The following is a 21,359-nucleotide window of genomic DNA, read 5'->3' as shown; positions in this document are numbered from 1 at the left end:
CCGCTCACGGCTTGCGGGCCACCCCTCCGTGGACGTCCGTGGGCTCGGGCGACGTACCGGGCTCCGGACGCCACAGGGGACAGGACACGATGCCGGGCTCGACCGGTTCCAGGCCCTCGTAGTACGCGCCGATCTGCTCGGGGCTGCGGAGCACGTACGGGATCGCGCCCGTGTCGTCGTACCCCTGCTGGGCCTCCTTGAGTGCCGCGTCGGTGTCCGTGCTGTCGTAGTGCACGAAGTAGCTGCCGGAGGGCAGGGCTTCCTGGAGGCGCCGCACGATCGACTTGGCCTCCTCGTAGTCCTGGATGTGGCCGAGGATGCCCATGAGCATCAGGGCGACGGGCTGCGAGAAGTCGAGGATCCGGGACGCCGCCTCGATGATCTTCTCGGGCTCGTGCAGATCCGCGTCGATGTAGTCGGTGACGCCCTCGGGTGTGCTCGTCAGCAGTGCTTGGGCGTGGCGCAGCACCAGCGGGTCGTTGTCCACGTAGACGATGCGGGACTCGGGCGCCACCCGCTGGGCGACCTGGTGGGTGTTGTCGTACGTCGGCAACCCGGTGCCGATGTCGAGGAACTGGCGGATGCCGAGCTCGCCGGCCACGAACGTGACGGTACGGATCAGGTAGTCGCGCGAGGCGCGGGCCATGGTCTCGATGTTCGGGGCGACTTCGCGGTAGGCGTCACCGGCCACCCGGTCGACCTCGTAGTTGTCCTTCCCGCCCATCCAGTAGTTCCAGATGCGAGCCGAGTGCGGCACCGTGGTGTCGATCTTGGACAGCGCGTCCTGGTCGGGGACGGGTCGGTCTGCCATGAGAGGTCTCCTGCCGTGCGTCACGCGGTCGGTTCTCTAACCTATCGTCAACATACGTACACATAAGCCGAGTTGATGGATCGTACGGGTGGGAATGCCGGTCGTACGGGCCGGTTCGCCGGTGTCGAGGGTGATCACGGGGACGTGCTGGGCCAGCGTGCCCAGCACCCGCTCGTAGGCGCGGGCCGCCTCGGTGTCGTCCGTCTCGCCCGTCATATGGACGAGCGCGCCGTCGCGTTCGGCCACCGCCTCCGCGAAGTCGAGCGCCTGGATCCAGGTCACCCGGGAGCGCCCGCGGCGCAGCGGTCCGTAGACCAGCTCGTGGACCAGGCCGCCGTCGACGGCCAACCGGCCCGGTGCGGTGAGGAGTTCGCGGTACGGCTGAGTGGGGTCCACATGATGAAGGTGCCCGTGCAGGGGGCGGACCAGGAAGTGATGGCGGACCAGTTCGGCCAGCAGGGCGTGCCGGTCGAGACCGTCGGGTCCCTCGACGACAAGCGTCCGGCACCGCGTGAGGGCCTGGTGGAGGATCATGCCCGTACCCACTCCCTCCGGGACGAACGGCTTCACCAGTGTGGGGGGACAACCCGCACGGCGGGAGTGTGCGTGCGGGTTGTCCGGTTGCGGGGGCGTGGTTGCGGCCTCGCGGGAGGTGCGGCGGTCCATCCGCTCAGGCGATCAGGAAGTCGGCCTGTCCCGATTTGGCGCCCTCGATGAACGCGGCCATCTCCTCGTGGGAGCAGATCAGCGCGGGCCCCTCGGGATCCCGCGACTGGCGCAGGGCGACGCTCCCGTCGGGAAGCCGCTTGGCCTCGACGCAGCTTCCGCCGTTGGTGCCGCTCCAGGGCTTGTGCCAGCCCTCGGTTCCCAGATCGACCGCGGACATGCCGTTGTGCACCGATCCCATGGATCACAACTCCTTACGCAGTTCGCCCAGGATGGCCCTGGTCCGAGCGACCGGCTCCGCCTGTACGGACATCCGGTCCAGTACTTCGAGATAGCTGACGACGTCATCGGGCCGGTCGACGTACACCGCGCCGACCAGGCTCTCCGTGTAGACGATGTCGGGGAGTTCGGAGAAGCCGAAGCGGAAGTGGTGGAACGGGCCGAAGGCGCCTGGATGGGCGCCCACGCCGAAGCGCATGATCTGGATCCGGACCCTCGGCATGTCCAGGACCTCGGTCAGCCGGTCGAACTGGGCCCGCATCACCTCGCGTCCGCCCACCGGCCGGCGCAGCACCGTCTCGTCCAGGATCGCCCAGACGGCCGGGGCCTCCGCCTTGGCGAGCAGGTCCTGACGCTTCATCCGCAGCGCGACGCGGCGGCCGATGTCGTCCTTCGACTCGTTGGGGAAACCGACCCGCATCAGCGCGGTGGCGTAGTCGTGGGTCTGCAACAGGCCCGGAACGTAGTGGGGTTCGTAGAGGCGGATGACGCTGGCTTCGCTCTCCAGGCTCACATAGGCGCTGAACCACTCCGGCAGTACGTCGCGGTACTTGTACCACCAGCCCGGCTGGTTGGCCTCCCTGGCCAGCGTGAGGAAGTCGTCTACCTCCGCCGCCGGCACCCCGTAGACACGGAGCAACTCCCTTACGTACGGGATACGGAGTCCGACCTCGGCCTTCTCGATCCTGCGGACCGTCAGGGGAGTGACCTCGAGGGTGCGTGCCGCCTCCTCGAAGGAGACCCCCGCCCGTTCCCGCAGATGCCGCAGCCGCTTCCCGAGAACCATCCGCAGGACGGTCGGCGCGCTGCCGCCGGAGCGGTTCTCGCTCACGTCCTACCTCCCGGGAACGGCCGTCTCGGCGTGCAGTGTGCCACGGGGTCGATGACAGTGACAGAGCGTTGCGGATCGTTCTGAAATTATCAGAACGCCGGTTGCACAGGAAGCGGGCGGGCCACCATAGTGATCGAGTGACCTGTCGCACATTCGGCGACGATCACGCTCAACTGTGCTCGGTCGTACCGGAATTGAAGTCTCGGCAGGTATGGGTCAGGGCGCAGCCGCACGCGGATGTGAGGCGATACGGAATGGCCACCGTGACCGAGGGACAGACGAGGACCGCCGGCAGGACCACCGGGGGCAACCGGGTGCTGGGGGCCGCGCTCAAGGAGGCCGGCTGCTCCTACGCCTCCCTCGCCCTGCGGGTCAACGAACTGGGGCGCCGCCAGGGCACGGACTCCCACTACGACAAGGCGTCGGTCACCCGCTGGCTCCAGGGCCAGCAACCCCGGGGTGGAACACCGGAGTTGATCGCCACCGTCCTGTCCGAGCGGCTCGGCCGCGCGATGTCTCCCGCGGATCTCGGCTTCCACTCCGATCCCCAGCGCCCGGTCGCGAGCAGAGCACTCGTCTACGGCGAGGACGTGGCGGAGACCCTGCACACACTGGCGGAACTGGGCTCCACGGACATCTCCCGCCGCAGCCTCCTCGGCTCGGTCCCCTTCGTGGCCGCGGCCCTGTCGAATCCCCAACGCGAGTGGCTGCTCTGGCTGTTGGAGCACCAGGACACGGGATCCCCGACCCTTCCCGTGAGCGGCGGACCGGTCGAGCAGGTGCACGCGATGATCGCCGTGTTCGACCAGATGGACAACCACTACGGGGGCGGCGGAGTCCGCACCAGCATCGTGCACTACCTGTCCACCGAGGTCGTCCCCATGCTCCAGCAGCGCGGCGCACCGCCCCGGCAGCGCCGCCGGCTGTACGCCGCCGCCGCGCGCCTCGCCGCGATGGCCGGCTGGAGCTCGTACGACGCGGGGGAGTACGGCCTCGCCCAGCGCTACATGACCCAGGGCCTGCGCCTGTGCGCCGAGGGCCGCGACCGGGTGCTGGGCGGCCAGATACTCGCGGGACTCTCCCACCTCGCCACCAATCTCGGCCGTCCCGACGAGGGGGTCGCGCTCGCCCGCGCCGGAATCGTCACGGCGCAGGGGGCGGGCAGCCCGCTCGGCCTGATGCGGCTGTACGCCATGTCGGCGCGCGGACACGCCGCGCAGGGCCGCCCGGACGACGCCTCCGAGGCGCTGCGGCTGGCCGAGCGGCAACTGGCGGCGAGCAAGGGGGCCGAGCAGGAGTCGATGTGGGTCCGCTACCTGGACCACCACTACCTGCAGGCCGAGTCCGCCCTGTGTTTCCGTGACCTGGGCCTCGCCCGCCAGGCCGAGCGCACGGCGAGCGAGTCGCTCGGCTCGGGTGCCGACCGGCGCAGGCGCCAGGCCATCAGCCGATCCGTCCTCGCGACCGCGCACCTGCAGCAGGACCGGCTGGACGAGGCGGTCGGCACCGCGACACTGGCACTCGACACCCTCAGCTCCGTCCACAGCGAGCGCTCCGTCCAGGCTCTGCGCGACTTCCGCAGGCGCCTCGAACCCCGCCGCGGCGAGCCCGTGGTGCAGGAGTTCGAACGCCGCTCCCGCGGTGTGCTCGGAGCGGCGGCGTGAGCGACGGGCGGATCACCGAGGGGCCGGGCGCCGGGTCATGACCGGGAGCGGCGCCGCCGGTCCGCCGCCCGGCTCAGTACCCCTCGGGGGAGGGGGCGTTCTGGGCGCGGTCGACCGGGAGGTGCGCGCCGGAGATCCCGCTCGACCAGTCCGACAGCAGGAACGCGACGACCCGGGCGACCTCCTGCGGCGCGACCGGCGCACCGCCCGGCAGCTCCGCCGCCACGAAGCGGGCGAACGCCTCGGGATCCTCCCGGCGCATGCGGTCCCAGCGCCGGCCCGGGATCAGCATCGAACCGGGGGAGACCGCGTTCACCCGGATCCCGTCCGGACCGAGTTCGCGGGCGAGCGACGCGGCGAGCTGTATCTGCGCGGACTTCGCGACCGAGTACTGCGCGGGCGGTCCCGGCTTCCAGCCGGAGATCGAGGAGATCACCACGACGGAACCTCCACCCGCGGACCGCAGGTGCGGGACCGCGGCCCGCACCAGCCGGGTCGCGTGACCGACGTTCACCGCCCACGTCGCCGCCCAGTCCTCCGCGTTCGCCTGCTCGAAACCGCCCCCGCGAGATCCGCCGGTGCAGGCCACCACACCGTCCAGGCCGCCGAAGCGTTCCGCCGTGTCCTCGACGAACCTCTCCAGGTCCTCGGGCGCCGTGACGTCGAGCGGCCGGGTGAAGAGGCCGGGGCCCATCGAAGCGGCCAGCGCGTCCAGGCCCCGCGCGGTGCGCGCGCAGGTGGCCACCCGAACGCCCTCGGCGGCCAGCAGCCGCACGATCTGCTCGCCGAGTCCTCGTGTACCGCCGGTGACGAGCACCCGTTTGTCCCGCAGGCCGGCTCGGTCCGTGCCCCCGTCAAGGGACACCGCCGCCCGGCCCTCACTCCCGTTCCTCACAAGATCGAACATACATCCCACGCCACTACGTGCTGACAACCGGACAACCCGAATACCCCCTGGTCGCTCAGGCAGTCCGACGTGTTGGCTGCACGGGCAGCCGCCGAGACAACCTCCCCCCGCGCTGCACCCGAAGGAGGACCGATGACGGCATCCAGGGCACCGCGCCGCGGGCCGTCGGCCTCACCGGCCCCCGACATCCGGGCTCTGGAGCACGAGACCCGGGTTCCGGAACAGGCTCCGCGCACGGCGCAGGACCACACGGCCCGCTCCCACCCCACCGAAGCGACCGAGCCCGCCATACCGACGCCGCCCCCGCCCCACGGGGCCCGGCCCCGTTCGGCGGACCCCATGCTTCCCGCGTCCTCCGAGGCTCCTCTGCCCTCCGGGGCCGCGAAGTCCATGGGCACCGCTTCGAGCGCGGTACGCGGGGCGCACCTCCTGCGGAGCAGCGTCCCGGCGCACCCCTCGCGGGTGCCCGGGGTACGGGCCATGGTCGCCGAGTACCTCACCCGTCTGCGGCTGCCGCCCGAGCGGGTCGACGACGCGGTGATCGCGGTCGGCGAACTCTTCACCAACGCGCTCAGACACGGCAGCCCGGACCGCGGCGACACGGTCACCGTCGTCGTCGAGTGCGACCCGCGCGAGCTGCGCGTGTCCGTCGCCGACCGCTCGTCCGCCCTGCCCGCGGCGCGTACGGCGGGCGGAACCGAGGAGTCCGGACGCGGACTGGCGATCGTCGCCGCCCTGACCGACGACTGGGGCATCGCGCCGGCCGACCCGGGCACCACGGGAAAGAAGGTGTGGTTCTCGATGGTGCTCCAGGGGGAGCCGTGAAGGCGCTCCCGGGAAAACCGGCCCCGCACGCCGGGGCGCGCCCCGAGAGCCCGGGGGCCGCGCCGATGGTCCCCGGGCTCGCCATGGCCCTCGCGAGGGAGCTCGTACGCCGGGCCGACGCGGAGCGGAGCCTCATGCGCCAGGCACGCGACCATCCGGCCGGGCCGTGGCGCGACGTCCTCGCCGCGTGCCGCGCGGGCAACGCCGAAGCACTCGCGACGATCGTCCGGCGGCACGGCTGGCCGACCACCGAGCAGGTCGGCGCACCCGCCTCGACAGCGGCCCTGATGATCCTGCTGCACGCCCCGGACCTCGGCCTGCGGCTCGGCTGCCGGGACCTGATCGCCCAGGCCGCGGCCGACGGACGCTGTCCCGCCCTGCACCACGCCTACATCGCCGACCACTGCGCGGTGGAACTGGGGCTGCCGCAGTTCTACGGCACTCGCGTCGATCCCGTCACCCTGCGCCCGTATCCCGTACGCCGCCCGGCGACCGTCGACGAACGCCGCCGGGACGTCGGCCTGGGTCCGCTCGACGAACAGCTGCGGCGTCTGCGCGACAGTCTGTGAGGCGTCCGGGAAACGTGATGTGCAGCACGCCCGGAAATGCCCCTTCCGGGTGGCGCCGAAAGATTCTGGCTGGGCACGGCTTGATCGCCGATCAAGAAAGGGGAAATCGCTGGCCACGGTATGTGCGGCGCATTTGACACTTCGTTGAGGGCACAGATAGGAACAACTCTCTGAAGTGGAGAGGTGAACTGTGCGCGAGCCGAACGTGGTCGGGGACTGGCAGGAGTACGACGAGCAGGCCGGCCTGCGTGTTCGCGTCCATGGCGTGGAAAAGGCGGAGCCCCCGAAGGGGCGGGACGACGCCGCCGACGAACTCACCTACTTCAGATTCCGGGTGACCGTCGAGAACCGCGCCACCGAGCATTTCGGCATCCACCTCGAAGACGGCCAGATCGATATCCGCGTCGGCGCCGACGGCGAGAGCGCCTTCCTCGACTGGCGGAACTCGCAGTTCATCGAGGGCTTCGACATCTATCCCCTGCGCCGGGCCACCGCGGTCCTCTTCGCCGCGGGCCCCGACTCCGTCCTGCACCGGATGGACATCCAGGTCCAGCTGAAGGTCGACGACGAGTGGACCGAGCGCTACCTCTGGGCGGGCGGCATCGCGAACGAGGCGGCCGTCGAGGCGGGCACACGTCCCGACACCGACACCGACACCGCGAGGGACAGCCTCGCCTGTCAGGTGAGCAACTTCCTGAGGCGCGAGGCGGAGTCCTGAGCCCATCGTCCTGAGCCTCGCCCGGCACGGGTCCGGCCCGCCCGCGGAAAGCATCCGAAGCGTGGCGGGGCGGGTGAACGCCGGTTCGCCGCGTGGCGGGCTAAGGTCGCCAGGTGAGTCGAACCGAAGCGCGCTCCGAGGGGGCGGGTCCGTTCACGACCCGGCTGACCTGGCGTCTCATGGACGGGCGCACCGCGGTCTGGGAGTCGCGACTGGCCCGTAAGCGCGGTCTGCTCACCGTGCGCGCCCCGGGCGAACGTGAGGCCCGTTCCCGCCGGGCGGACGCCGTGTCGATCGGCCGGCTGCGAGGACTGAACGCCATCTCCGCGGCCGCGTTCACGGTCGGCGGACTCCTGTTCGCCCTCGGGGCCGGGGTCGCCCAGTTCGGCTCGGGCGGCGCGACCGGCGCCTGGATCTACTTCGCGGGCGGCCTGTTCTTCAACACCGGGGGCTACGCCTCACTGCTCCAGGCGGTGAACGCTCCCCGCCGGGACAGCGAGTCCGGTTCGCTGGCCGGGCGGCGCTGGAGGTGGTGGAGCTACGAACCCGGCCGGATCGACTGGCTCAGTACGTTCCTGCTGTTCGTGGGAACGCTCGTGTTCGGCGTCAACCTGCTGGACTCGCTCCTGCGGGGACTCTCGGTCCAGCAGGTGAACCGCCTGATCTGGGCCCCCGACCTCGTCGGGTGCGTGCTGTTCCTGGCCTCCGGGCACCTCGCGGTGGTCGAGGTCTGCCACGGTCGTCCGCGTGTCCTGGCCGGCGACCTCGGCTGGTGGATCGTCGCGGTGAACCAGTTCGGATCCGTGCTCTTCTTCGTCTCGGCGCTGGCCGCCTTCACCCGGCCCGAGACCGGAAGTCTCGTGAACGTCGACATCGCCAACTGGGGCACTCTCGTCGGAGCGCTGTGTTTCTCGGCCGGAGGCGTGATCCAGTTCTTCGAGCGGCCCTGAGGGGCACCGCGCCACGCGGAGACCGCTGCTCCGGCCTCGGCTAGCGCTCGCTCGCCGGGTTGCCCTCCACCCACTGGATGAGCAACTGCCGTACGTACGGATTGCCCTCCTGGGCGGCGTGCGCCAGCCGCTCCGCGCTCGCCCGTGCCGCCCGCCAGCCCGCCGGTGTGTCCTCGGCGTTCGCGTGGTCCGCGGCGCCCAGCGCGTCGGCCGCGAGGAGGCGCAGTTCCTCGGAGAGGTCGTCGTCCGCGGCCGCCCGGTACGCCTCCAGACGCAGGGCCGCGAGGTCCGCCGGCGAGGGGGCGGGCTGCGAGGGCGGCTGGGCGTAGCCGCTCACCGCTATGACCACGCAGAAGGTGGCCACGTCCCGGCGGCTCTCCGACTGGCCCTTGGCGATGGCGGGCGCGAGCCAGGTGGGGGCCCGCCAGTGCGAGACCGCCGTGGCGAGGGTGAGGGCAACGGCCAGCAGCGCGAAGGGAATCCAGCCACCGAAGAACCAGCCGATCGGCCCGAGGACCAGGAAGCAGACGGCACTGCTCATCCATATCCGACGGCGGCCGAGTCTCAGGTGTCGTGGATCCATGTGCCTCAGTGTCGCAGGGGCGTCCGGGACGCGCTGAGGGGGCGGGGGATTCGAGCGCCCCTGTCGCGGCACGGCCCTCCGCGGAACACCGGCATGTCCGCCGCAGGGCGTGGGGAAGCCCCCCGCAGGACATGGCGAAAAGCTTCCTCAGGACACGGGGGAAGCCAGTCTCAGGCCTCTCAGGCCATACGGAAGTCCGCCCCGGGACACGCCGGAACCCCGTCTGAGGACGTACGGAAGGGCGCACGGCCCGTGAAACCGGGCGCCGTCGGCCCGATCCCGTCCCCCCCATGCCTCTTTTGGCCACCGCCCGGGCGTCGTGGGCCGGGAGATGCGTGTGGGTGCCCTGGGGCGGCGGGCCGGGGCGCGTCGCACCGTCCGTCACGCGGTGAGGGGCCGGGGCGCCCGGGGCCCGCGTCATGCCGTGCCGGCGGGCACACACAGTGACGGCGGCCGGGGGTCGGAGCACCCGCGGTCGGGGCTGTGGGTGGCGAGAACCGCGGTGAACGGGCCTCGTGACCGTGGTGTCAGGTGTGAACGGCGCGTATCGAATGGCCGGAGATGGCCCTGTCCACCCCGACCAGCCGTACGTACGCTTTCGTCACTCCCGGTCTTCACAGCTCCTTCACAGCCGGGAGAGAGCCGCACATGTGCATTTGTCATGCGCATGCTCAAATGATCCATGCTTGATCCAACGCACTGGTCTGCGACGGTTCCCCGTCCGTTCGGGGAGCCGCACCCCCCTTTCACGGCGGCGCACCCGCGTGCCGCCGCCGGAACACCGACGCAACGGATTGGAGCACCATGGCTGGTGGGCTGCTTCTGGGTGGCGCGATCGCCACCCTGTTCGCCACCGCACTTCCCCTCTCGAGCCCGTCCTCCGGGATCGAGGACCCGCCCCCGGACAAGATCGTCATCAGCGTCGCCACGGTCAACGGCTCCGGCTGCCCCCAGGGAAGCGCGGCCGTCGCCGTCTCCCCGGACAACACCGCGTTCACGGTGACCTACAGCGACTACCTCGCCCAGGTCGGAGGCAACGCCGACCCCACCGCGTTCCGCAAGAACTGCCAGCTCAACCTGATCGTCCACGTCCCGCAGGGCTTCACCTACGCCATCGCCAGCGCGGACTACCGCGGCTTCGCCTCGCTCCAGGCGGGTGCCACCAGTACGGAGAAGGCCTCGTACTACTTCCAGGGGTCCTCGAACACGGCCTCCATCACGCACCCCTTCAAGGGGCCGTTGGGCGACGACTGGCAGTCCACGGACACCACCGACTGGGCCCAGCTGGTCTGGTCCCCCTGTGGTGTTCAGCGCAACTTCAACATCAACACCGAACTCCGCGTCAACGCGGGCACCTCGACGCCCGGCAGTTCGAGCTTCATGACCATGGACTCGACGGACGGTGACATCAGCACCATCTATCACCTGGCCTGGAAGGAGTGCCCCGCCGCCTGACCCTTCCCTTCACGTGCGAGGTCCTCGGTCGGCTCCCCCGCATCGGAGCCGGCCGAGCCGGCCCGCGGTGTCGTCCTGTGGGCAGGGTTCTCAAGGCAGCAGCTTGTCGACCGCCGCCGAGCCTTCCTCCTGGAGCTTGCGCTCGGCCCAGGCGAGGTTCTGCGGTGTGACGTCGCGACCCGCGGCGAGAACCAGGTCCTCGGCCGTCACCGGGCCCTCGGTCCCGGTGTGCAGCAGCGTGTCGGGGGTCGCCCTGTCGTCGGAGGGCGTGGACGCGTCGGGCTGGCTGGTTGGCATGGTCTCTCCCTGTTCCACCGGATCTGTATTCACGCTACGGGCATTCCGTACACCCCGCGCGACGCACCCGGTGTCGGCCCCGGCCCACGCGCGGCCGAGAGGGCGAACCCTCGTTCGGGTGCGCCGGAATGTCGGCAACCGTTCGCGCAGGTGATGGTGAAGGGGCTCGCACCTCTGCGAATGAACGGAGCTTTGGAATGCGTATTCGTCTGATGGCCGCCGCCGGACTTGCCGGTGTGGCCCTGCTGGCCACCGCCGGGACCGCCTCCGCCGATGGCCCCGGCCCGGTGGGCGTCGCGGTGGGCAGTCCCGGACTCCTGTCCGGCAATGTCGTCCAGATCCCCATCGACGTCGACGCGAACGTCTGCGGCAACACGGTCAACCTCGTGGGTCTGCTGAACCCGGCGATCGGAAACGTCTGCGCGAACCGCTGACATCAGGCCGGCCGGGCGCTGCCCGGCCGGCGACGCCGGCCCGAGCCCGGTGGCTCACTCACCCTCCCGAGTGAGCCGCCGGGCTCGGGCGCGTTCTGGGGCTCGCAGGCCGTCGGTGGCCCGGCGAGTGGCGAGTGGCGAGTGGCGCGTGACGAGTTGGCGCGTGGTGGTGGGAATCCTTCGGGTCGACCGGGCCGGTGACGGCTCCTGGACGAGGAGCCGATGCCCGGCGTCCATTCATTGGTCTGTACATGACCATCGGGGCGGGCCAGACTGTGCGCCGACCAGTCACCCCCCATCGAGGAGCACCTTTCATGCGCATGCCCGCACGGCAACGTTGTCACGCGGTCCTGGCCGGTGTCGTCACCCTCACCACCGCCGCGGTCCTGTCCGTGGCCACCGGTGCGCCCGCCTCGGCCGCCGACACCTGGAACGAGGTGGGATCCGACCGCGCCGACCCGCTGACCGAGAGCCAGGGCCTGACCTCCGTCGAGGTCCCGGCCGGCAGCCCCAACCACTACACGGGCATCGGCACGATCCCCACCGGTGTGAGCAGCCGCGGCTGGAACCACGTCGGCGACCCGGACGCCTCCTACAACGGTTACTACGTCGAGCCGTACCAGGGCGACTCCGGCAACGCGAAGATGTTCCGCGTGCAGGCGCCGGGCGGCACCTGGTCGGAGTACGTCCACACGCTGAGCGCCGGAGAGGCGCTGAACAACTCCTTCGTCACCATCGCCCCGAGCGGTTCGTGGATGGTGACCGGCGAGTACGGCACGATGAACCGGCTCCTGGTGTTCCCGACCCCCGGCGTCAACCCGTCGACCACGCCCTCCGCCAACCTTCCGCAGGCGTCCACCATCAACCTCGACCACGTCGTACGCGACGTACAGGGCTGCGACTTCGTCACGGCGACCCAGTTGCTGTGCTCGTCCGACGACCCCGAGGGCTCGCTCTTCGGCATGACCAAGCCGCTGCTGCAGATCGACCTGTCCGGCGAGCCGAACGGCACGGCCGACGTCTCCGGACACGTCACCGCGCTGCGCCAGCTCCCGCTGCGCAGCTCCTGCTCGGGCACCTTCGAGGTGGAGGGCATCGACTACGACCGCCGCTCCGCCACCCTGCGCGTGATCGTGGTGTCACCGGGCTTCTGCGTGCTGACCGACAGCAAGACCTATCGCTTCACCAGGAGTTAGGCCCACACTCCTTGTAAGGCCCGGGCGCGTACCCCACCGAGGGGCCGTTCACGGACGGGGGGCGTGCGCGCCCGGAATGGGCTGGGTCTAAGGTCGGAGACAGATTCAGAGTGATGGGGGTGGCCGGCTGTGGTACAGGACGAAGCCGTGATCGGCTGCACGGGGGAACTGCTCATCGGCACCCGGGGATCCGCCGGTCCCGGCGAGATCCTGGTGCGTGTGAGAGGCGGAACCGAGACCTTCCATGCCTGGTCTCGGGAGCCCCTGCCGAAGGGGGCGACCGTGCTGGTCATCGAGTCCAGGGGATGCCGTGAGGTCGACGTCATCGAATGGGTCGATCCGCTGGACGCGCTGGACGGCGACGCCGTCGGCGCCGATTGAGAAGGAGAAGCATGTTCGGTTATCGCGTACCCGCTCCCGATGAGGCGATGTTGATCTCGGGTGGCAGGCGGGGACTGGGGGGCGCGCCGTTCCGAGTGGTGACGGGGCACGGCAAGTTCGTGCTGCCCGTCTTCCGTAAGACCCGCTTTCTGACCCTGTCGATGTGCGAGGCGGAGGTCACCGAGACCTGTGTCACCAAGCAGGGCATCTCGCTGCACGTCCGTGCCGTGATCGCGTTCAAGGTCGGCAACGACACCGAGAGCATCATCAACGCGGGGCAGCGGTTCCTGTCCGACCAGGGTCAGATGTCGATCCTGACGGGCCGGATCTTCGCGGGCCATCTGCGTTCCATCATCGGTTCGATGACGGTCGAGGAGATCGTCACCGAGCGGCAGAAGCTCGCCGCCGAGGTCCTCGACACCTCGAAGCTGGAGATGGCGAAGATCGGCCTGATCGTCGACTCGCTCCAGATCCAGTCGATCGACGACGGCGACACCGGCTACATCGACGCGATGTCCGCGCCGCACAAGGCCGCCATCCAGCGCCAGGCCCAGATCGCGCAGGCGCAGGCCACGCAGGCCTCCGTCGAGGCGGAGCAGGTGGCGGCGCGCAACCAGGCCGAGTACGCACGGCAGACCGCGATCGTGAGGGCGGAGTACTCGGCGGAGGTGGACCGGGCGCAGGCGCAGGCCGCCCAGGCGGGCCCGCTCGCCCAGGCCCACGCCCAGCAGGAAGTTCTCGCCGCGCAGACCGAACTCGCCCAGCGCGCCGCCCAGTTGCGCCAGCAGCAGCTGGTCGCCGAGATCGTCAGGCCGGCCGAGGCCGAGGCCGAGCGGATCAAGGTGCTCGCCATCGCCGACGCCGAGCGCATGAAGATCCAGGCCGAGGCGGCGGCCTCGCACGACCGGGTCGCGCTCGACCGGATGCTGATCGACCAGCTTCCCCTCATCGTCAAGGAGGCGGCGGGCGGTCTCGCCGGCGCGAACGTCAACGTCCTCAACGGCGCCGACGGCCTCGGCGAGATAGCGGCCGGTCTGGTCGCGCAGGGCCTGACCATCCTCGACTCGGTCCGCCAGAACCTGGGCGGACAGAACTCCGAGAACCGTCCCGCCAAGGCGACCGCCCCGCTCGAACTCCAGGGGTACAGCCGTGCGCAGGGCATCGGTGTCGAGGGCGACGAGCCGGAGGGCTCCTCGTCGGCGAGCTGACCCGAGTTCCTCGTTCCACCCGCGTCCGCCGTCCCTTCGGGGGCGGCGGACGCGGCCGTTTGCGACGGCACTGGCGCACCGCCACCCGCGTTCGCGTCAAAGGGCCCAGATGTCTCTCAAGTCCCTTACACTCTGCCCCAGTTGATCGTTTGACGCGGCCGCCCCAGGAGGAGCGCATGCCCCGGACACCCTCGCGACGTACCGCACTGCAGGGCCTCGCGGCCGCAGGCGCCGCGGTCGTCGGGTTCGATCCCTTCACCCGGAGCTGGGCGGCCACCGCCACCGGCCGGCCGCTCGCCGGCCTCCCGAAGCTGGACGGGAGCGTCCACACCGACGACGCCTCGCTCACCGCGGACGCCGACGACTTCGGCCACATCGTCCACCGGCGTCCCGTCGCGGTGCTGCGACCGGGCTCGGTCCACGACATCGTCGCGATGGTCCGCTTCTGCGCCGAGCACGGCGTGTCCGTCGCACCGCGCGGTCAGGGCCACGCCACACAGGGGCAGGCGCAGGTCGACGGCGGCCTGGTCGTCGAGACCACTCCGCTCGCGTCCATCGGTCCGGTCGGCCCCGGGAGCACGACGGTCACCGTCGGCGCGGGCGCCAAGTGGAGCGAGGTCGCCCGGGCCACCCTGGCGCACGGACTCACCCCGCCCACCTTCACCGACTATCTCGAACTCTCCGTCGGCGGCACCCTGTCGGTCGGCGGCATCGGCGGCCAGACCCACCAGCGGGGCGCCCAGGTCGACAACGTGACGGAACTCCAGGTCGTCACCGGCGCGGGCCACCTGGTCCGCTGCTCCCCGACCCGCCACCGCGACCTGTTCCTCGCGGTGCTCGCCGGCCTCGGCCAGTGCGCGATCATCGTCGGCGCCACCCTGCGCCTGGTCCCCGCGCCCGAGACCGTACGCCACTACCTCCTTCCGTACGACGACCTGCGCACCTTCCTCGACGACCAGCGGCTGCTCGTCGAGGAGGGCCGCTTCGACTATGTCGAGGGCCAGGTGACCCCCGACGCCGACGGGACCTTCAACGCCTACGTCCTCGAAGCCGTCGCCTACGGGCCGCCCGCCGGTCCGGCCCCCGACGACACCACGCTGCTGCGCGGACTGCGGCACGACCCCGCGGGCGTGCAGACGAGCGACCTCGGCTACTACGACTTCCTCGACCGGCTCGCGGCCGGAGTCGCCGCGCTCAAGGAAGCGGGTCTGTGGGCCTTCGCCCACCCCTGGCTCAACCTGCTGCTGCCGGGCCGTTCGGCGGCCGCGCTGGCCGAATCCCTGCTGGCGGACCTCACCCCCGCCGACCTCGGCCCCGGCGTCGTCCTTCTGTACCCGGTGCTGCGCGAGAGCCTGCACACCCCGCTGCTCCGCACTCCCGACGACCCGGTGTCCTATCTGCTGGCCGTCCTGCGCACGACCCCGCCCGACGACACCGCGACCGTCGACCGTCTCCTCGCCGCCAACCGCGCCGCGTACGACACCGTCCACGCGGCGGGGGGCACCCACTACCCGGTCGGCTCGGTCCCGTTCGACGCGGCGGACTGGCGCGAGCACTTCGGCCCCGCCTACCGACGGCTGGCCACCGCCCGGCACACCTACGACCCGCACGGAATCCTGGTCCCGGGGCAGGGCATCTTCTGACGACGCCCCGCTCCCGCCGTACGGTCCGTGTTCACCAGCGGCCGGGTTCACTGCCCACGATCGGCACCGACGGCTCCCCGTCCACCCCCCGAGGGACATCACCGGCCAGCATCACCCGGTGCATGACCCGGGGGTGGTCGGTGTGGGTGGTGTCACTCGGTGCCAGATGGATGGTGGCCCGGTTGTCCCAGAAGGCCACGCTGCCCGGTTCCCAGCGGAACCGGACCGTGTACTCGGGCCGGGTCGCCTGTTCCAGCAGCATCTCGAGCAGCGCCCGGCTCTCCGGCCGGGACACCTGGAGAATCTGCTCGACGTAGTAGCCGTTGACGAACAGCACCCGCTCGCCCGTCTCCGGGTGCACCCGCACCAGCGGGTGATCGGTGGCGATCTGACGGTCCAGCAGATGACGGACGTACGCGTCGTCGCCCGGCCGGGTCTGGTACCCGACTCCCAGCCGGTGCTCGGCGCGCAGACCGTCGGCGAAGGCGCGCACGGGCGCCGAGAGGCCCGCGTACGCCACGGCCAGGTTCGACCAGGTCGTGTCACCCCCGTACGGCGGCACGGTCTCGGCGCGCAGGATCGTCGCGGCCGGGGGATCGACCCGGGCGCCGTGGTCGCAGTGCCAGCCGCGCAGCAGCGAGTGACGGCGCCTGCGCAACCACTCCTCGTGGTCCATGCCGTATCGGCCGCCCAGCTCGAGGCGGTCGGCCGTGGTCTCGACCTCGGGGAAGTCCTCGGGCGACGCGCTGCCCCGGGACGGCAGGAGAACCGGTGTCCCGAACCGGCGCGCGAAGGCGACATGTGAGGCGTGGTCGAGCCGTTGGCCGCGGAAGAACACCACCTTCCAGCGCAGCACCGCGGCCCGGATCGCGGCGACGGCCCCGTCCGTCAGCGGCTCCGCCAGGTCGACTCCCGTGATCTCGGCGCCGATATGTCCGGCCGCCGGCTTCACTTCGAGACGTGTGACCTGGTCCGTCATGGGGCCTCCGTGGATCGTGCTCTCGCTCGTCGGGTCCAGCATGACCGTCCGCCCGCGCACCCGACAGGCCGCCTCGCGGGCAGGCGGACACCGCGCGGGAGGGCGCCTGCCACGCACGGGAGGCGCGCCGCGCGCACGGGGTGTGTCCCGTTTCGCGCGTTTGCTACGCCACACTCCCTTTTGGCGGGCGCGGCCGGTGTCGAGAATGGGGCGAAGTGAACGGGGCCCGCCCTCCATCCGCATGGGGGCGGGCCCTGTTCACCTCGACGCGGCCGCCTGTGACCGCGCCCCGGACGCCTCAGCCCCGGACGCCTCAGCCCCGGTACTCGCCCAGGGCGGCGAGAGCGCGGTCGGCGTGGACGCCCATGCGCAGTTCGCTGCGGACCACCTCCAGGATGGTGCGGTCCTGCGCGATGACGAAGGTGACCCGCTTCGTGGGGGCCAGCGTGAAGCCGCGCTTCACCCCGAACCGTTCCCGCACGGTGCCGTCGACATCGGAGAGCAGCGGGTAGCCGAGCGTGTGACGGTCGGCGAACTCCTGCTGCTTGTCGACCGCGTCACCGCTGATCCCGACCGGCCGCGCGCCGGCGGCCGTGAACTCGGTGGCCAGATCGCGGAAGTGGCAGGCCTCGGCGGTGCAGCCGCTGGTGAGGGCGGCGGGATAGAAGAACAGCACCACGGGACCGTCGGCCAGCAGCTCGGACAGGCTCCGGTTCGTCCCGGTCTCGTCCGGCAGCGTGAAGTCCTCGACCTGGTCGCCCACGTTCAGCTGAGATGTCATGACTGTCCCTTTCCGGACCGAGCGATTCCGCGGGCCCACAGGACGAGCGGCACCTGGAGCGGGAGCCGCGCCAGAGCCGCCGCCTTGAGCGGCGCGGGACGATGACGCCAGTCCACGGCCATCTGGACATTGGCGGGGAAGACACCGACGAAGAAGGCGGCGGTGGCCAGTGCGGCCACCCGGCGCGTCCGGGGGAGCGCCACTCCGGCCGCCAGAGCGAGTTCGGCGACACCGCTCGCGTACGTCCAGGTCCGCGGCGCTCCCGGGAGAGCGCTCGGGATGGTGGCGTCGAACTGCCGCGGAACGGCGAAGTGGGCGACGCCCGCGGTGGCCAGAAGGCCGGCGAGCAACAAAGGCGATCGTTCGGACCGTGGCACGGTTCCTCCTCCGGGGGCCTGCCGCGGATATTACTGGAGGGTAAATGCCCTTGATACGGTTGGGTCGCGTCGATCGTGTGCCGTTCCGGGGCGTGGGGGCGACGGCCCGGAGGACCGAACGCCCGTACCGGGAGAAGGCCGACGTGCGGGCGACGTGCGACCGGAGGCCTTCGAGCCGCGCGCGGGGCCGGTCCGGGCGAGGGCGGGATCTCGGCCGCCGGGAAAAGTTCGGGGAATTGCGAACGTCCTGGTCTGTCCCGCCCGACGCGAGGAGCTGAACCGCGCCGCGGCAACCCGTTTCGTCGCGCCCGGGATGCAGACCGTCAGATCGTCACGCCGTCAGGGGGCGGGTGCGTCAGGCCGTCAGCGCGTCCCGGGACGCGCTCGCGGCCGTCGTGACGGTGGCCCGCGCCGCGGCCTGGACCGTGTACGTGGTCTTCGCGGGGTCGACCAGCGGGTCGCCGAGCACGATCCGGCCCGCAGCGTGCAGCGCGTCGCACTCGCCGGTGGGCAGGGCCACATAGCAGCCGCCGCGTCCGGTGGCGGAGTCCAGAGGAAGCCAATAGCCGTACCGGCGGCGGCCGTTCGCGTGAACGGTGAGGCGGACCGGGAAGCGCCGCTGGGTGATCACACGCAGGACCTCCGCACCCTCGGCGCTGAGCGGGGCGTGGGTGCGGGGAAGCGGCCGCAGTAGGGTCACCGGCCTCCCGGCGGGGCTCGCGGCACGGCGGTGCGAGGTCGGCGTCATGTGCATGCGGCCTTTCGAAGGACGGGTCGGATCACGCATCGCCGGGGCGGTGACGTTCGGGCTGATGATCATTGTTGCGCAGGGCACTGACATTGGGGGCAGGTTTGTGTTCAGCGGCGTTGCGCCGCTCGCCGAGCGCGGTGGGTCCGGGCGGCGATCCGGCCCTGGACGAAGGGATCCGTGGCAGGGTCGTACGCTCCGGCGTGGTCGGCCAGCGTGTCGGCGATCCGTTCCCACTCGTCCACCTCCGCCCGCGCGTCGAGCGGCTGCCGGCCGGTGGCTGAACGGTCCTCGGCCGTCTTCCGGGCGTTGTCGAGGGCCGCCTTCGCCTGGTGATGGTTCATCCCGGTGGCGGCGCGGCCCACCCGCTCCCACACGGCGTGCTCCCGCTCGGACGGTTCGGATTCGGGTTCTGGCCGCAATGCTCCACCTCGATCGTGCGACGGGACCTGCCTCGTCGGGTCCGGGTGCCCCCGGCGGACGCGACGACACCTGCGCGTGCTGGATCTGCGCCTGCGGCACGGGTGCTTGCGGACCGCGGATGTCGGCGGCCGCGGCGGCGTTCCGTCACCAGGGCAGGAACGCGTGGATGTCCTTGCCGTCCGGCCGCACGATCACACTCACCTGGTCGCAGAGCGCCTGGATGAGATGCCAGCCGATGCCGCCTCCGCCCTGGGAGGGGCGGAAACGGCGTGGCGCCGGCCGGGTGGTGCTGGTGTCGCGAAGCGTCACGTGCACACCGTCGAAGGTGGGACGCATCCGCAGCTCGAAGGGACCGGGCGCGTACTGGATCGTGTTCGCGGCCAGTTCCGTGACCACCAGCAGGATGTCGTCCCAGTGCTCGGCCGCCGAGGGCGGTGTCGTTCGCGCGAGGGCACGCAGATAGCCGTCCGCGGCCAGCCGCGCGTCGGTGACGTTGCGCAGCTGCCCGCCGAACGCGCTGGTGAGGGCACCGATCTCCTCGTACGACGGCTTCTTGTCCCGGCTCGGATCGATTTCCATCGCGCCCTTCGTTCGGATCTCGCCGGCGGAACGTCCTCCGTCGCGTCGCGACCCGGTCACCTGGATACGTGCCCGGCCCCCGGGCGAGGGCCCGGTTCCGTCCGCCGTTCCGCCTACGCCGGGGTGTCCTGGGAGGGGGAGCGCCTGCGGGAGCGGCGACGCGCCAGCGCCCGCCGTTCGGCCTCGCTGGTACCGCCCCAGACACCGACGCTCTGGCCCGTGTCCAGGGCCCAGCGCAGGCACTCGTCGCGGACCGGGCAGCCCGCGCAGACGGCCTTCGCCTCCTGGATCTGCAGCAGGGCGGGGCCTGTGTTGCCGATGGGGAAGAACAGATCGGGGTCGACGCTGCGGCACGTCGCGGAATCACGCCAGTTGTCCATACGAGCCTCCTGTGATCGAAGTGGACGCGTTCTTCGGGGTTCGGTTCCCCACGGGTCACCCTTGATCGCCCGGATGAAACGGGCGAAGCATGCAAAGATCCCGTGGATGCCGGATCGATCGCACGGTGCGAGCGTTCCGGGTGGCGGGAAACCTCCGGCCGGTGGGCCGGCGTCACCCGATCGGCTCGCGGGGCGTACCGGGGTGGCAAGATGGAATCCCAGGTGATGGCCGGTTGCGTTTCTACGAAAGAGCGGGTGGCCCATGACACAGGAGTCCGGCGAGGTCTGGGAGAAGTTTGCCGTCGCCCTGGCGGACATGGCACGGGACCTGCTGGCCCAGGACTCGGTGCAGGCCACCTTGGACCGGATCGTGGACCACGCGACGGTTCTGATCAACGGGTGCGACGAGAGCGGCATTCTCACGGTTCGGCGCGGTGAGGTCAGCGCGCTGGCCGCCACCAGCGACATCGTGCGCATGGCGGACCGGATCCAGCAGGACCTGCGGGAGGGACCGTGCTTCGACGCGGTCACCGAGCGCCACCAGCTCTACGCGATCGAGGACCTGCGCCGGCCGCACGAGAAGTGGTCCCGCTTCGCCCCCGAACTGAGGAAGCTGGGCATGGGCAGCATGATGGGCTTCCTGCTGTTCACCGACGAGGACGCACTCGGTGCCCTCAACGTGTACTCGCGCCGTCCGAACATGTTCGACGAGACGGCTCAGCAAGCCGGCTGGATCCTGGCCTCGCACGCCGCCGTCGCCTTCTCCGCGGCCCGTACGCACGCGCAGCTCGGCGACGCCCTGGAGACCCGCCACGAGATCGGTGAGGCGATGGGCATTCTCATGGAGCGGCACGGCCTCAGCGAGGAGAACGCCTTCGGTGTGCTGAAGAAGGCGTCCCAGGACCACAACATCAAACTGCGGGAGATCGCCCGCAAGGTCTGCGAGACCGGCGAGCGTCCTGCCTGACCAGGCACGCGCACGAGCGACCCCGGACCGCCCCTGAGGTCCTTGGGCCCGGCGGCCGGCCCGGCCCGTGTGACCGAGGTGTGAAGGTGGACGGACCTCTGACATGGGGTCCGGCGGTTCGGGAACAAGGGCGGACAGCCTGCCCGGCACTCCGCACGGACACGGAGTGGCGCCGCCGTACGGCGTACGGGCGGGAAGCACGGCAAGGGAGGTGAAGGGATGACCACCGTCGAACCGCCCTGCGACTTCGGTCCGGTCCCTGGTGCGAGGCTGGAGCGAGATCCACAGGCGGCGGTGCACGCCCGCCGGATGGTCCGGGCGTTTCTGGGCGACCTGCCCCGCCCGGTACCGCGTGAGGCCGCCGAGGCCGTCACCCTCGTGGTCTCGGAGCTGGTGACGAACGTGGTGCGCCACGCGCGCGGCGGGCTGTGCAGCCTGGATCTGCGGGATGTGGGCCACGGGGTGGGCATTTCCGTCTCCGACGACGATCCCGAGCCGCCGCGTCCGCGTCGGCTCGACCTGACCGGACAGGGCGGATTCGGCTGGCCGCTGGTGCGTCGGCTGACCTCCGAACTGACCGTGCTGTCCCGCCCGGACGGCAAGACGGTCCGGGCCGTCGTGCGCTTCTGACGTCTTGGGGGACCGAGGATCACGTGCGATCCGGCCGTGGGCGGCCGCCCCTCACTCCGTCGCAGTCGGCCGCCCAC

The 21,359-nt window shown here is 71.1% G+C and carries 27 protein-coding genes; 13 read left to right on the top strand and 14 right to left on the bottom strand.

The genetic code is table 11. From position 1 onward, the window contains the following. Positions 1-4: 4 nt before the first annotated feature. From ACIQRL_RS25515 to ACIQRL_RS25500, 4 genes are all read right to left on the bottom strand, one after another. Positions 5-811 carry an SAM-dependent methyltransferase gene (locus ACIQRL_RS25515; RefSeq protein WP_401335471.1) on the bottom strand — a complete coding sequence of 269 codons (807 nt, stop codon included), beginning with the start codon at positions 809-811 and terminating at the stop codon, positions 5-7. A gap of 36 nt (positions 812-847) precedes the next feature. Continuing rightward, on the bottom strand, positions 848-1,345 hold the full coding sequence (locus ACIQRL_RS25510) for a hypothetical protein (RefSeq protein ID WP_401335468.1): 498 nt from the start codon (positions 1,343-1,345) through the stop codon (positions 848-850). 136 nt (positions 1,346-1,481) lie between these two features. Next, the gene (locus tag ACIQRL_RS25505) at positions 1,482-1,718 is read right to left on the bottom strand and encodes a DUF397 domain-containing protein (protein ID WP_401335465.1); all 237 of its coding nucleotides are present in this window, start codon (positions 1,716-1,718) and stop codon (positions 1,482-1,484) included. 3 nt (positions 1,719-1,721) lie between these two features. Continuing rightward, a complete protein-coding gene (locus ACIQRL_RS25500; RefSeq protein WP_401335462.1) occupies positions 1,722-2,588 on the bottom strand; it encodes a helix-turn-helix domain-containing protein in 867 nt (288 codons plus the stop codon). Between the two features lie 254 nt (positions 2,589-2,842). Here ACIQRL_RS25500 and ACIQRL_RS25495 point away from each other — a divergent pair, with 254 nt between their 5' ends. After that, positions 2,843-4,252, top strand: coding sequence for a hypothetical protein (locus tag ACIQRL_RS25495; RefSeq protein WP_401335459.1), 1,410 nt, complete (start codon positions 2,843-2,845; stop codon positions 4,250-4,252). 73 nt (positions 4,253-4,325) lie between these two features. On the opposite strand, the gene ACIQRL_RS25490 is transcribed toward ACIQRL_RS25495, so the two are convergent. Next, complete coding sequence (locus tag ACIQRL_RS25490; RefSeq protein ID WP_401335456.1) at positions 4,326-5,147, bottom strand: SDR family NAD(P)-dependent oxidoreductase; 822 nt, start codon at positions 5,145-5,147, stop codon at positions 4,326-4,328. A gap of 144 nt (positions 5,148-5,291) precedes the next feature. Here ACIQRL_RS25490 and ACIQRL_RS25485 point away from each other — a divergent pair, with 144 nt between their 5' ends. The 4 genes from ACIQRL_RS25485 (at position 5,292) to ACIQRL_RS25470 (ending at position 8,221) form a co-directional block, all read left to right on the top strand. Continuing rightward, positions 5,292-5,984: an ATP-binding protein gene (locus ACIQRL_RS25485; RefSeq protein WP_401335454.1), complete on the top strand. Its 693-nt coding sequence runs from the start codon at positions 5,292-5,294 to the stop codon at positions 5,982-5,984. Further along, entirely contained in the window at positions 5,981-6,553 is a 573-nt protein-coding gene (locus tag ACIQRL_RS25480; protein ID WP_401335451.1) for a DUF6624 domain-containing protein, read from the top strand. Before ACIQRL_RS25485 ends, ACIQRL_RS25480 begins: the two co-directional genes overlap by 4 nt. A 190-nt stretch (positions 6,554-6,743) precedes the next feature. Beyond that, entirely contained in the window at positions 6,744-7,271 is a 528-nt protein-coding gene (locus ACIQRL_RS25475) for a hypothetical protein (protein ID WP_401335450.1), read from the top strand. A gap of 113 nt (positions 7,272-7,384) precedes the next feature. Beyond that, positions 7,385-8,221: a hypothetical protein gene (locus ACIQRL_RS25470; RefSeq protein ID WP_401335447.1), complete on the top strand. Its 837-nt coding sequence runs from the start codon at positions 7,385-7,387 to the stop codon at positions 8,219-8,221. 40 nt (positions 8,222-8,261) lie between these two features. Here the strand turns inward: ACIQRL_RS25470 and ACIQRL_RS25465 are convergent, their stop codons facing one another. After that, the gene (locus ACIQRL_RS25465) at positions 8,262-8,804 is read right to left on the bottom strand and encodes a hypothetical protein (protein ID WP_401335445.1); all 543 of its coding nucleotides are present in this window, start codon (positions 8,802-8,804) and stop codon (positions 8,262-8,264) included. Between the two features lie 804 nt (positions 8,805-9,608). Between ACIQRL_RS25465 and ACIQRL_RS25460 the strand changes: the two genes are divergently transcribed. Continuing rightward, positions 9,609-10,259, top strand: coding sequence for a DUF4360 domain-containing protein (locus ACIQRL_RS25460; RefSeq protein ID WP_401335442.1), 651 nt, complete (start codon positions 9,609-9,611; stop codon positions 10,257-10,259). Between the two features lie 90 nt (positions 10,260-10,349). Here the strand turns inward: ACIQRL_RS25460 and ACIQRL_RS25455 are convergent, their stop codons facing one another. Next, positions 10,350-10,556 carry a hypothetical protein gene (locus ACIQRL_RS25455; protein ID WP_401335439.1) on the bottom strand — a complete coding sequence of 69 codons (207 nt, stop codon included), beginning with the start codon at positions 10,554-10,556 and terminating at the stop codon, positions 10,350-10,352. A gap of 197 nt (positions 10,557-10,753) precedes the next feature. Here ACIQRL_RS25455 and ACIQRL_RS25450 point away from each other — a divergent pair, with 197 nt between their 5' ends. The 5 genes from ACIQRL_RS25450 (at position 10,754) to ACIQRL_RS25430 (ending at position 15,418) form a co-directional block, all read left to right on the top strand. Continuing rightward, on the top strand, positions 10,754-10,990 hold the full coding sequence (locus ACIQRL_RS25450; RefSeq protein WP_401335436.1) for a chaplin: 237 nt from the start codon (positions 10,754-10,756) through the stop codon (positions 10,988-10,990). 314 nt (positions 10,991-11,304) lie between these two features. After that, positions 11,305-12,186, top strand: coding sequence for a hypothetical protein (locus tag ACIQRL_RS25445; protein WP_401335433.1), 882 nt, complete (start codon positions 11,305-11,307; stop codon positions 12,184-12,186). Positions 12,187-12,315: 129 nt separating this feature from the next. Continuing rightward, positions 12,316-12,567, top strand: coding sequence for a hypothetical protein (locus ACIQRL_RS25440; RefSeq protein ID WP_401335430.1), 252 nt, complete (start codon positions 12,316-12,318; stop codon positions 12,565-12,567). A gap of 11 nt (positions 12,568-12,578) precedes the next feature. Beyond that, positions 12,579-13,775 carry an SPFH domain-containing protein gene (locus ACIQRL_RS25435; RefSeq protein ID WP_401335427.1) on the top strand — a complete coding sequence of 399 codons (1,197 nt, stop codon included), beginning with the start codon at positions 12,579-12,581 and terminating at the stop codon, positions 13,773-13,775. A 176-nt stretch (positions 13,776-13,951) separates the two neighbouring features. Further along, positions 13,952-15,418 carry an FAD-binding protein gene (locus tag ACIQRL_RS25430; protein WP_401335424.1) on the top strand — a complete coding sequence of 489 codons (1,467 nt, stop codon included), beginning with the start codon at positions 13,952-13,954 and terminating at the stop codon, positions 15,416-15,418. Between the two features lie 31 nt (positions 15,419-15,449). Here the strand turns inward: ACIQRL_RS25430 and ACIQRL_RS25425 are convergent, their stop codons facing one another. The 7 genes from ACIQRL_RS25425 to ACIQRL_RS25395 form a co-directional block, all read right to left on the bottom strand. Then, positions 15,450-16,397 carry a TauD/TfdA dioxygenase family protein gene (locus ACIQRL_RS25425; RefSeq protein ID WP_401335422.1) on the bottom strand — a complete coding sequence of 316 codons (948 nt, stop codon included), beginning with the start codon at positions 16,395-16,397 and terminating at the stop codon, positions 15,450-15,452. Between the two features lie 313 nt (positions 16,398-16,710). Beyond that, positions 16,711-17,178 carry a peroxiredoxin gene (locus ACIQRL_RS25420; protein WP_401335419.1) on the bottom strand — a complete coding sequence of 156 codons (468 nt, stop codon included), beginning with the start codon at positions 17,176-17,178 and terminating at the stop codon, positions 16,711-16,713. After that, positions 17,175-17,555 carry a DoxX family protein gene (locus ACIQRL_RS25415; protein ID WP_401335416.1) on the bottom strand — a complete coding sequence of 127 codons (381 nt, stop codon included), beginning with the start codon at positions 17,553-17,555 and terminating at the stop codon, positions 17,175-17,177. Before ACIQRL_RS25415 ends, ACIQRL_RS25420 begins: the two co-directional genes overlap by 4 nt. 355 nt (positions 17,556-17,910) lie before the next feature. Continuing rightward, complete coding sequence (locus ACIQRL_RS25410) at positions 17,911-18,255, bottom strand: hypothetical protein (RefSeq protein ID WP_401335413.1); 345 nt, start codon at positions 18,253-18,255, stop codon at positions 17,911-17,913. A gap of 158 nt (positions 18,256-18,413) precedes the next feature. Then, positions 18,414-18,725, bottom strand: coding sequence for a hypothetical protein (locus ACIQRL_RS25405; RefSeq protein WP_401335411.1), 312 nt, complete (start codon positions 18,723-18,725; stop codon positions 18,414-18,416). A gap of 145 nt (positions 18,726-18,870) precedes the next feature. Beyond that, the gene (locus ACIQRL_RS25400; protein ID WP_401335408.1) at positions 18,871-19,305 is read right to left on the bottom strand and encodes an ATP-binding protein; all 435 of its coding nucleotides are present in this window, start codon (positions 19,303-19,305) and stop codon (positions 18,871-18,873) included. Between the two features lie 113 nt (positions 19,306-19,418). Then, positions 19,419-19,685 (bottom strand): WhiB family transcriptional regulator, encoded by a 267-nt coding sequence (locus ACIQRL_RS25395; RefSeq protein ID WP_401335406.1) that lies wholly within the window; start codon positions 19,683-19,685, stop codon positions 19,419-19,421. 262 nt (positions 19,686-19,947) lie between these two features. Here ACIQRL_RS25395 and ACIQRL_RS25390 point away from each other — a divergent pair, with 262 nt between their 5' ends. After that, a complete protein-coding gene (locus tag ACIQRL_RS25390; protein WP_401335403.1) occupies positions 19,948-20,652 on the top strand; it encodes a GAF and ANTAR domain-containing protein in 705 nt (234 codons plus the stop codon). 219 nt (positions 20,653-20,871) lie between these two features. Continuing rightward, the gene (locus ACIQRL_RS25385; protein ID WP_401335400.1) at positions 20,872-21,282 is read left to right on the top strand and encodes an ATP-binding protein; all 411 of its coding nucleotides are present in this window, start codon (positions 20,872-20,874) and stop codon (positions 21,280-21,282) included. The last annotated feature ends 77 nt before the right edge of the window (positions 21,283-21,359 follow it).

It is taken from the genome of Streptomyces sp. NPDC091209 (assembly GCF_044757755.1).
GTDB lineage: Bacteria > Actinomycetota > Actinomycetes > Streptomycetales > Streptomycetaceae > Streptomyces.
The sequence above is the reverse complement of the archived record's forward strand: the minus strand, read 5'-3'. Positions and strand labels throughout refer to the sequence as shown.

Bases quoted from the DNA above. Each gene is read 5' to 3' on its own strand.
- ACIQRL_RS25515 (WP_401335471.1), bottom strand. From the start codon at position 811: ATGGCAGACCGACCCGTCCCCGACCAGGACGCGCTGTCCAAGATCGAC.
- ACIQRL_RS25510 (WP_401335468.1), bottom strand. From the start codon at position 1,345: ATGATCCTCCACCAGGCCCTCACGCGGTGCCGGACGCTTGTCGTCGAG.
- ACIQRL_RS25505 (WP_401335465.1), bottom strand. From the start codon at position 1,718: ATGGGATCGGTGCACAACGGCATGTCCGCGGTCGATCTGGGAACCGAG.
- ACIQRL_RS25495 (WP_401335459.1), top strand. From the start codon at position 2,843: ATGGCCACCGTGACCGAGGGACAGACGAGGACCGCCGGCAGGACCACC.
- ACIQRL_RS25485 (WP_401335454.1), top strand. From the start codon at position 5,292: ATGACGGCATCCAGGGCACCGCGCCGCGGGCCGTCGGCCTCACCGGCC.
- ACIQRL_RS25465 (WP_401335445.1), bottom strand. From the start codon at position 8,804: ATGGATCCACGACACCTGAGACTCGGCCGCCGTCGGATATGGATGAGC.
- ACIQRL_RS25460 (WP_401335442.1), top strand. From the start codon at position 9,609: ATGGCTGGTGGGCTGCTTCTGGGTGGCGCGATCGCCACCCTGTTCGCC.
- ACIQRL_RS25455 (WP_401335439.1), bottom strand. From the start codon at position 10,556: ATGCCAACCAGCCAGCCCGACGCGTCCACGCCCTCCGACGACAGGGCG.
- ACIQRL_RS25450 (WP_401335436.1), top strand. From the start codon at position 10,754: ATGCGTATTCGTCTGATGGCCGCCGCCGGACTTGCCGGTGTGGCCCTG.
- ACIQRL_RS25445 (WP_401335433.1), top strand. From the start codon at position 11,305: ATGCGCATGCCCGCACGGCAACGTTGTCACGCGGTCCTGGCCGGTGTC.
- ACIQRL_RS25435 (WP_401335427.1), top strand. From the start codon at position 12,579: ATGTTCGGTTATCGCGTACCCGCTCCCGATGAGGCGATGTTGATCTCG.
- ACIQRL_RS25430 (WP_401335424.1), top strand. From the start codon at position 13,952: ATGCCCCGGACACCCTCGCGACGTACCGCACTGCAGGGCCTCGCGGCC.
- ACIQRL_RS25425 (WP_401335422.1), bottom strand. From the start codon at position 16,397: ATGACGGACCAGGTCACACGTCTCGAAGTGAAGCCGGCGGCCGGACAT.
- ACIQRL_RS25420 (WP_401335419.1), bottom strand. From the start codon at position 17,178: ATGACATCTCAGCTGAACGTGGGCGACCAGGTCGAGGACTTCACGCTG.
- ACIQRL_RS25400 (WP_401335408.1), bottom strand. From the start codon at position 19,305: ATGGAAATCGATCCGAGCCGGGACAAGAAGCCGTCGTACGAGGAGATC.
- ACIQRL_RS25395 (WP_401335406.1), bottom strand. From the start codon at position 19,685: ATGGACAACTGGCGTGATTCCGCGACGTGCCGCAGCGTCGACCCCGAT.
- ACIQRL_RS25390 (WP_401335403.1), top strand. From the start codon at position 19,948: ATGACACAGGAGTCCGGCGAGGTCTGGGAGAAGTTTGCCGTCGCCCTG.
- ACIQRL_RS25385 (WP_401335400.1), top strand. From the start codon at position 20,872: ATGACCACCGTCGAACCGCCCTGCGACTTCGGTCCGGTCCCTGGTGCG.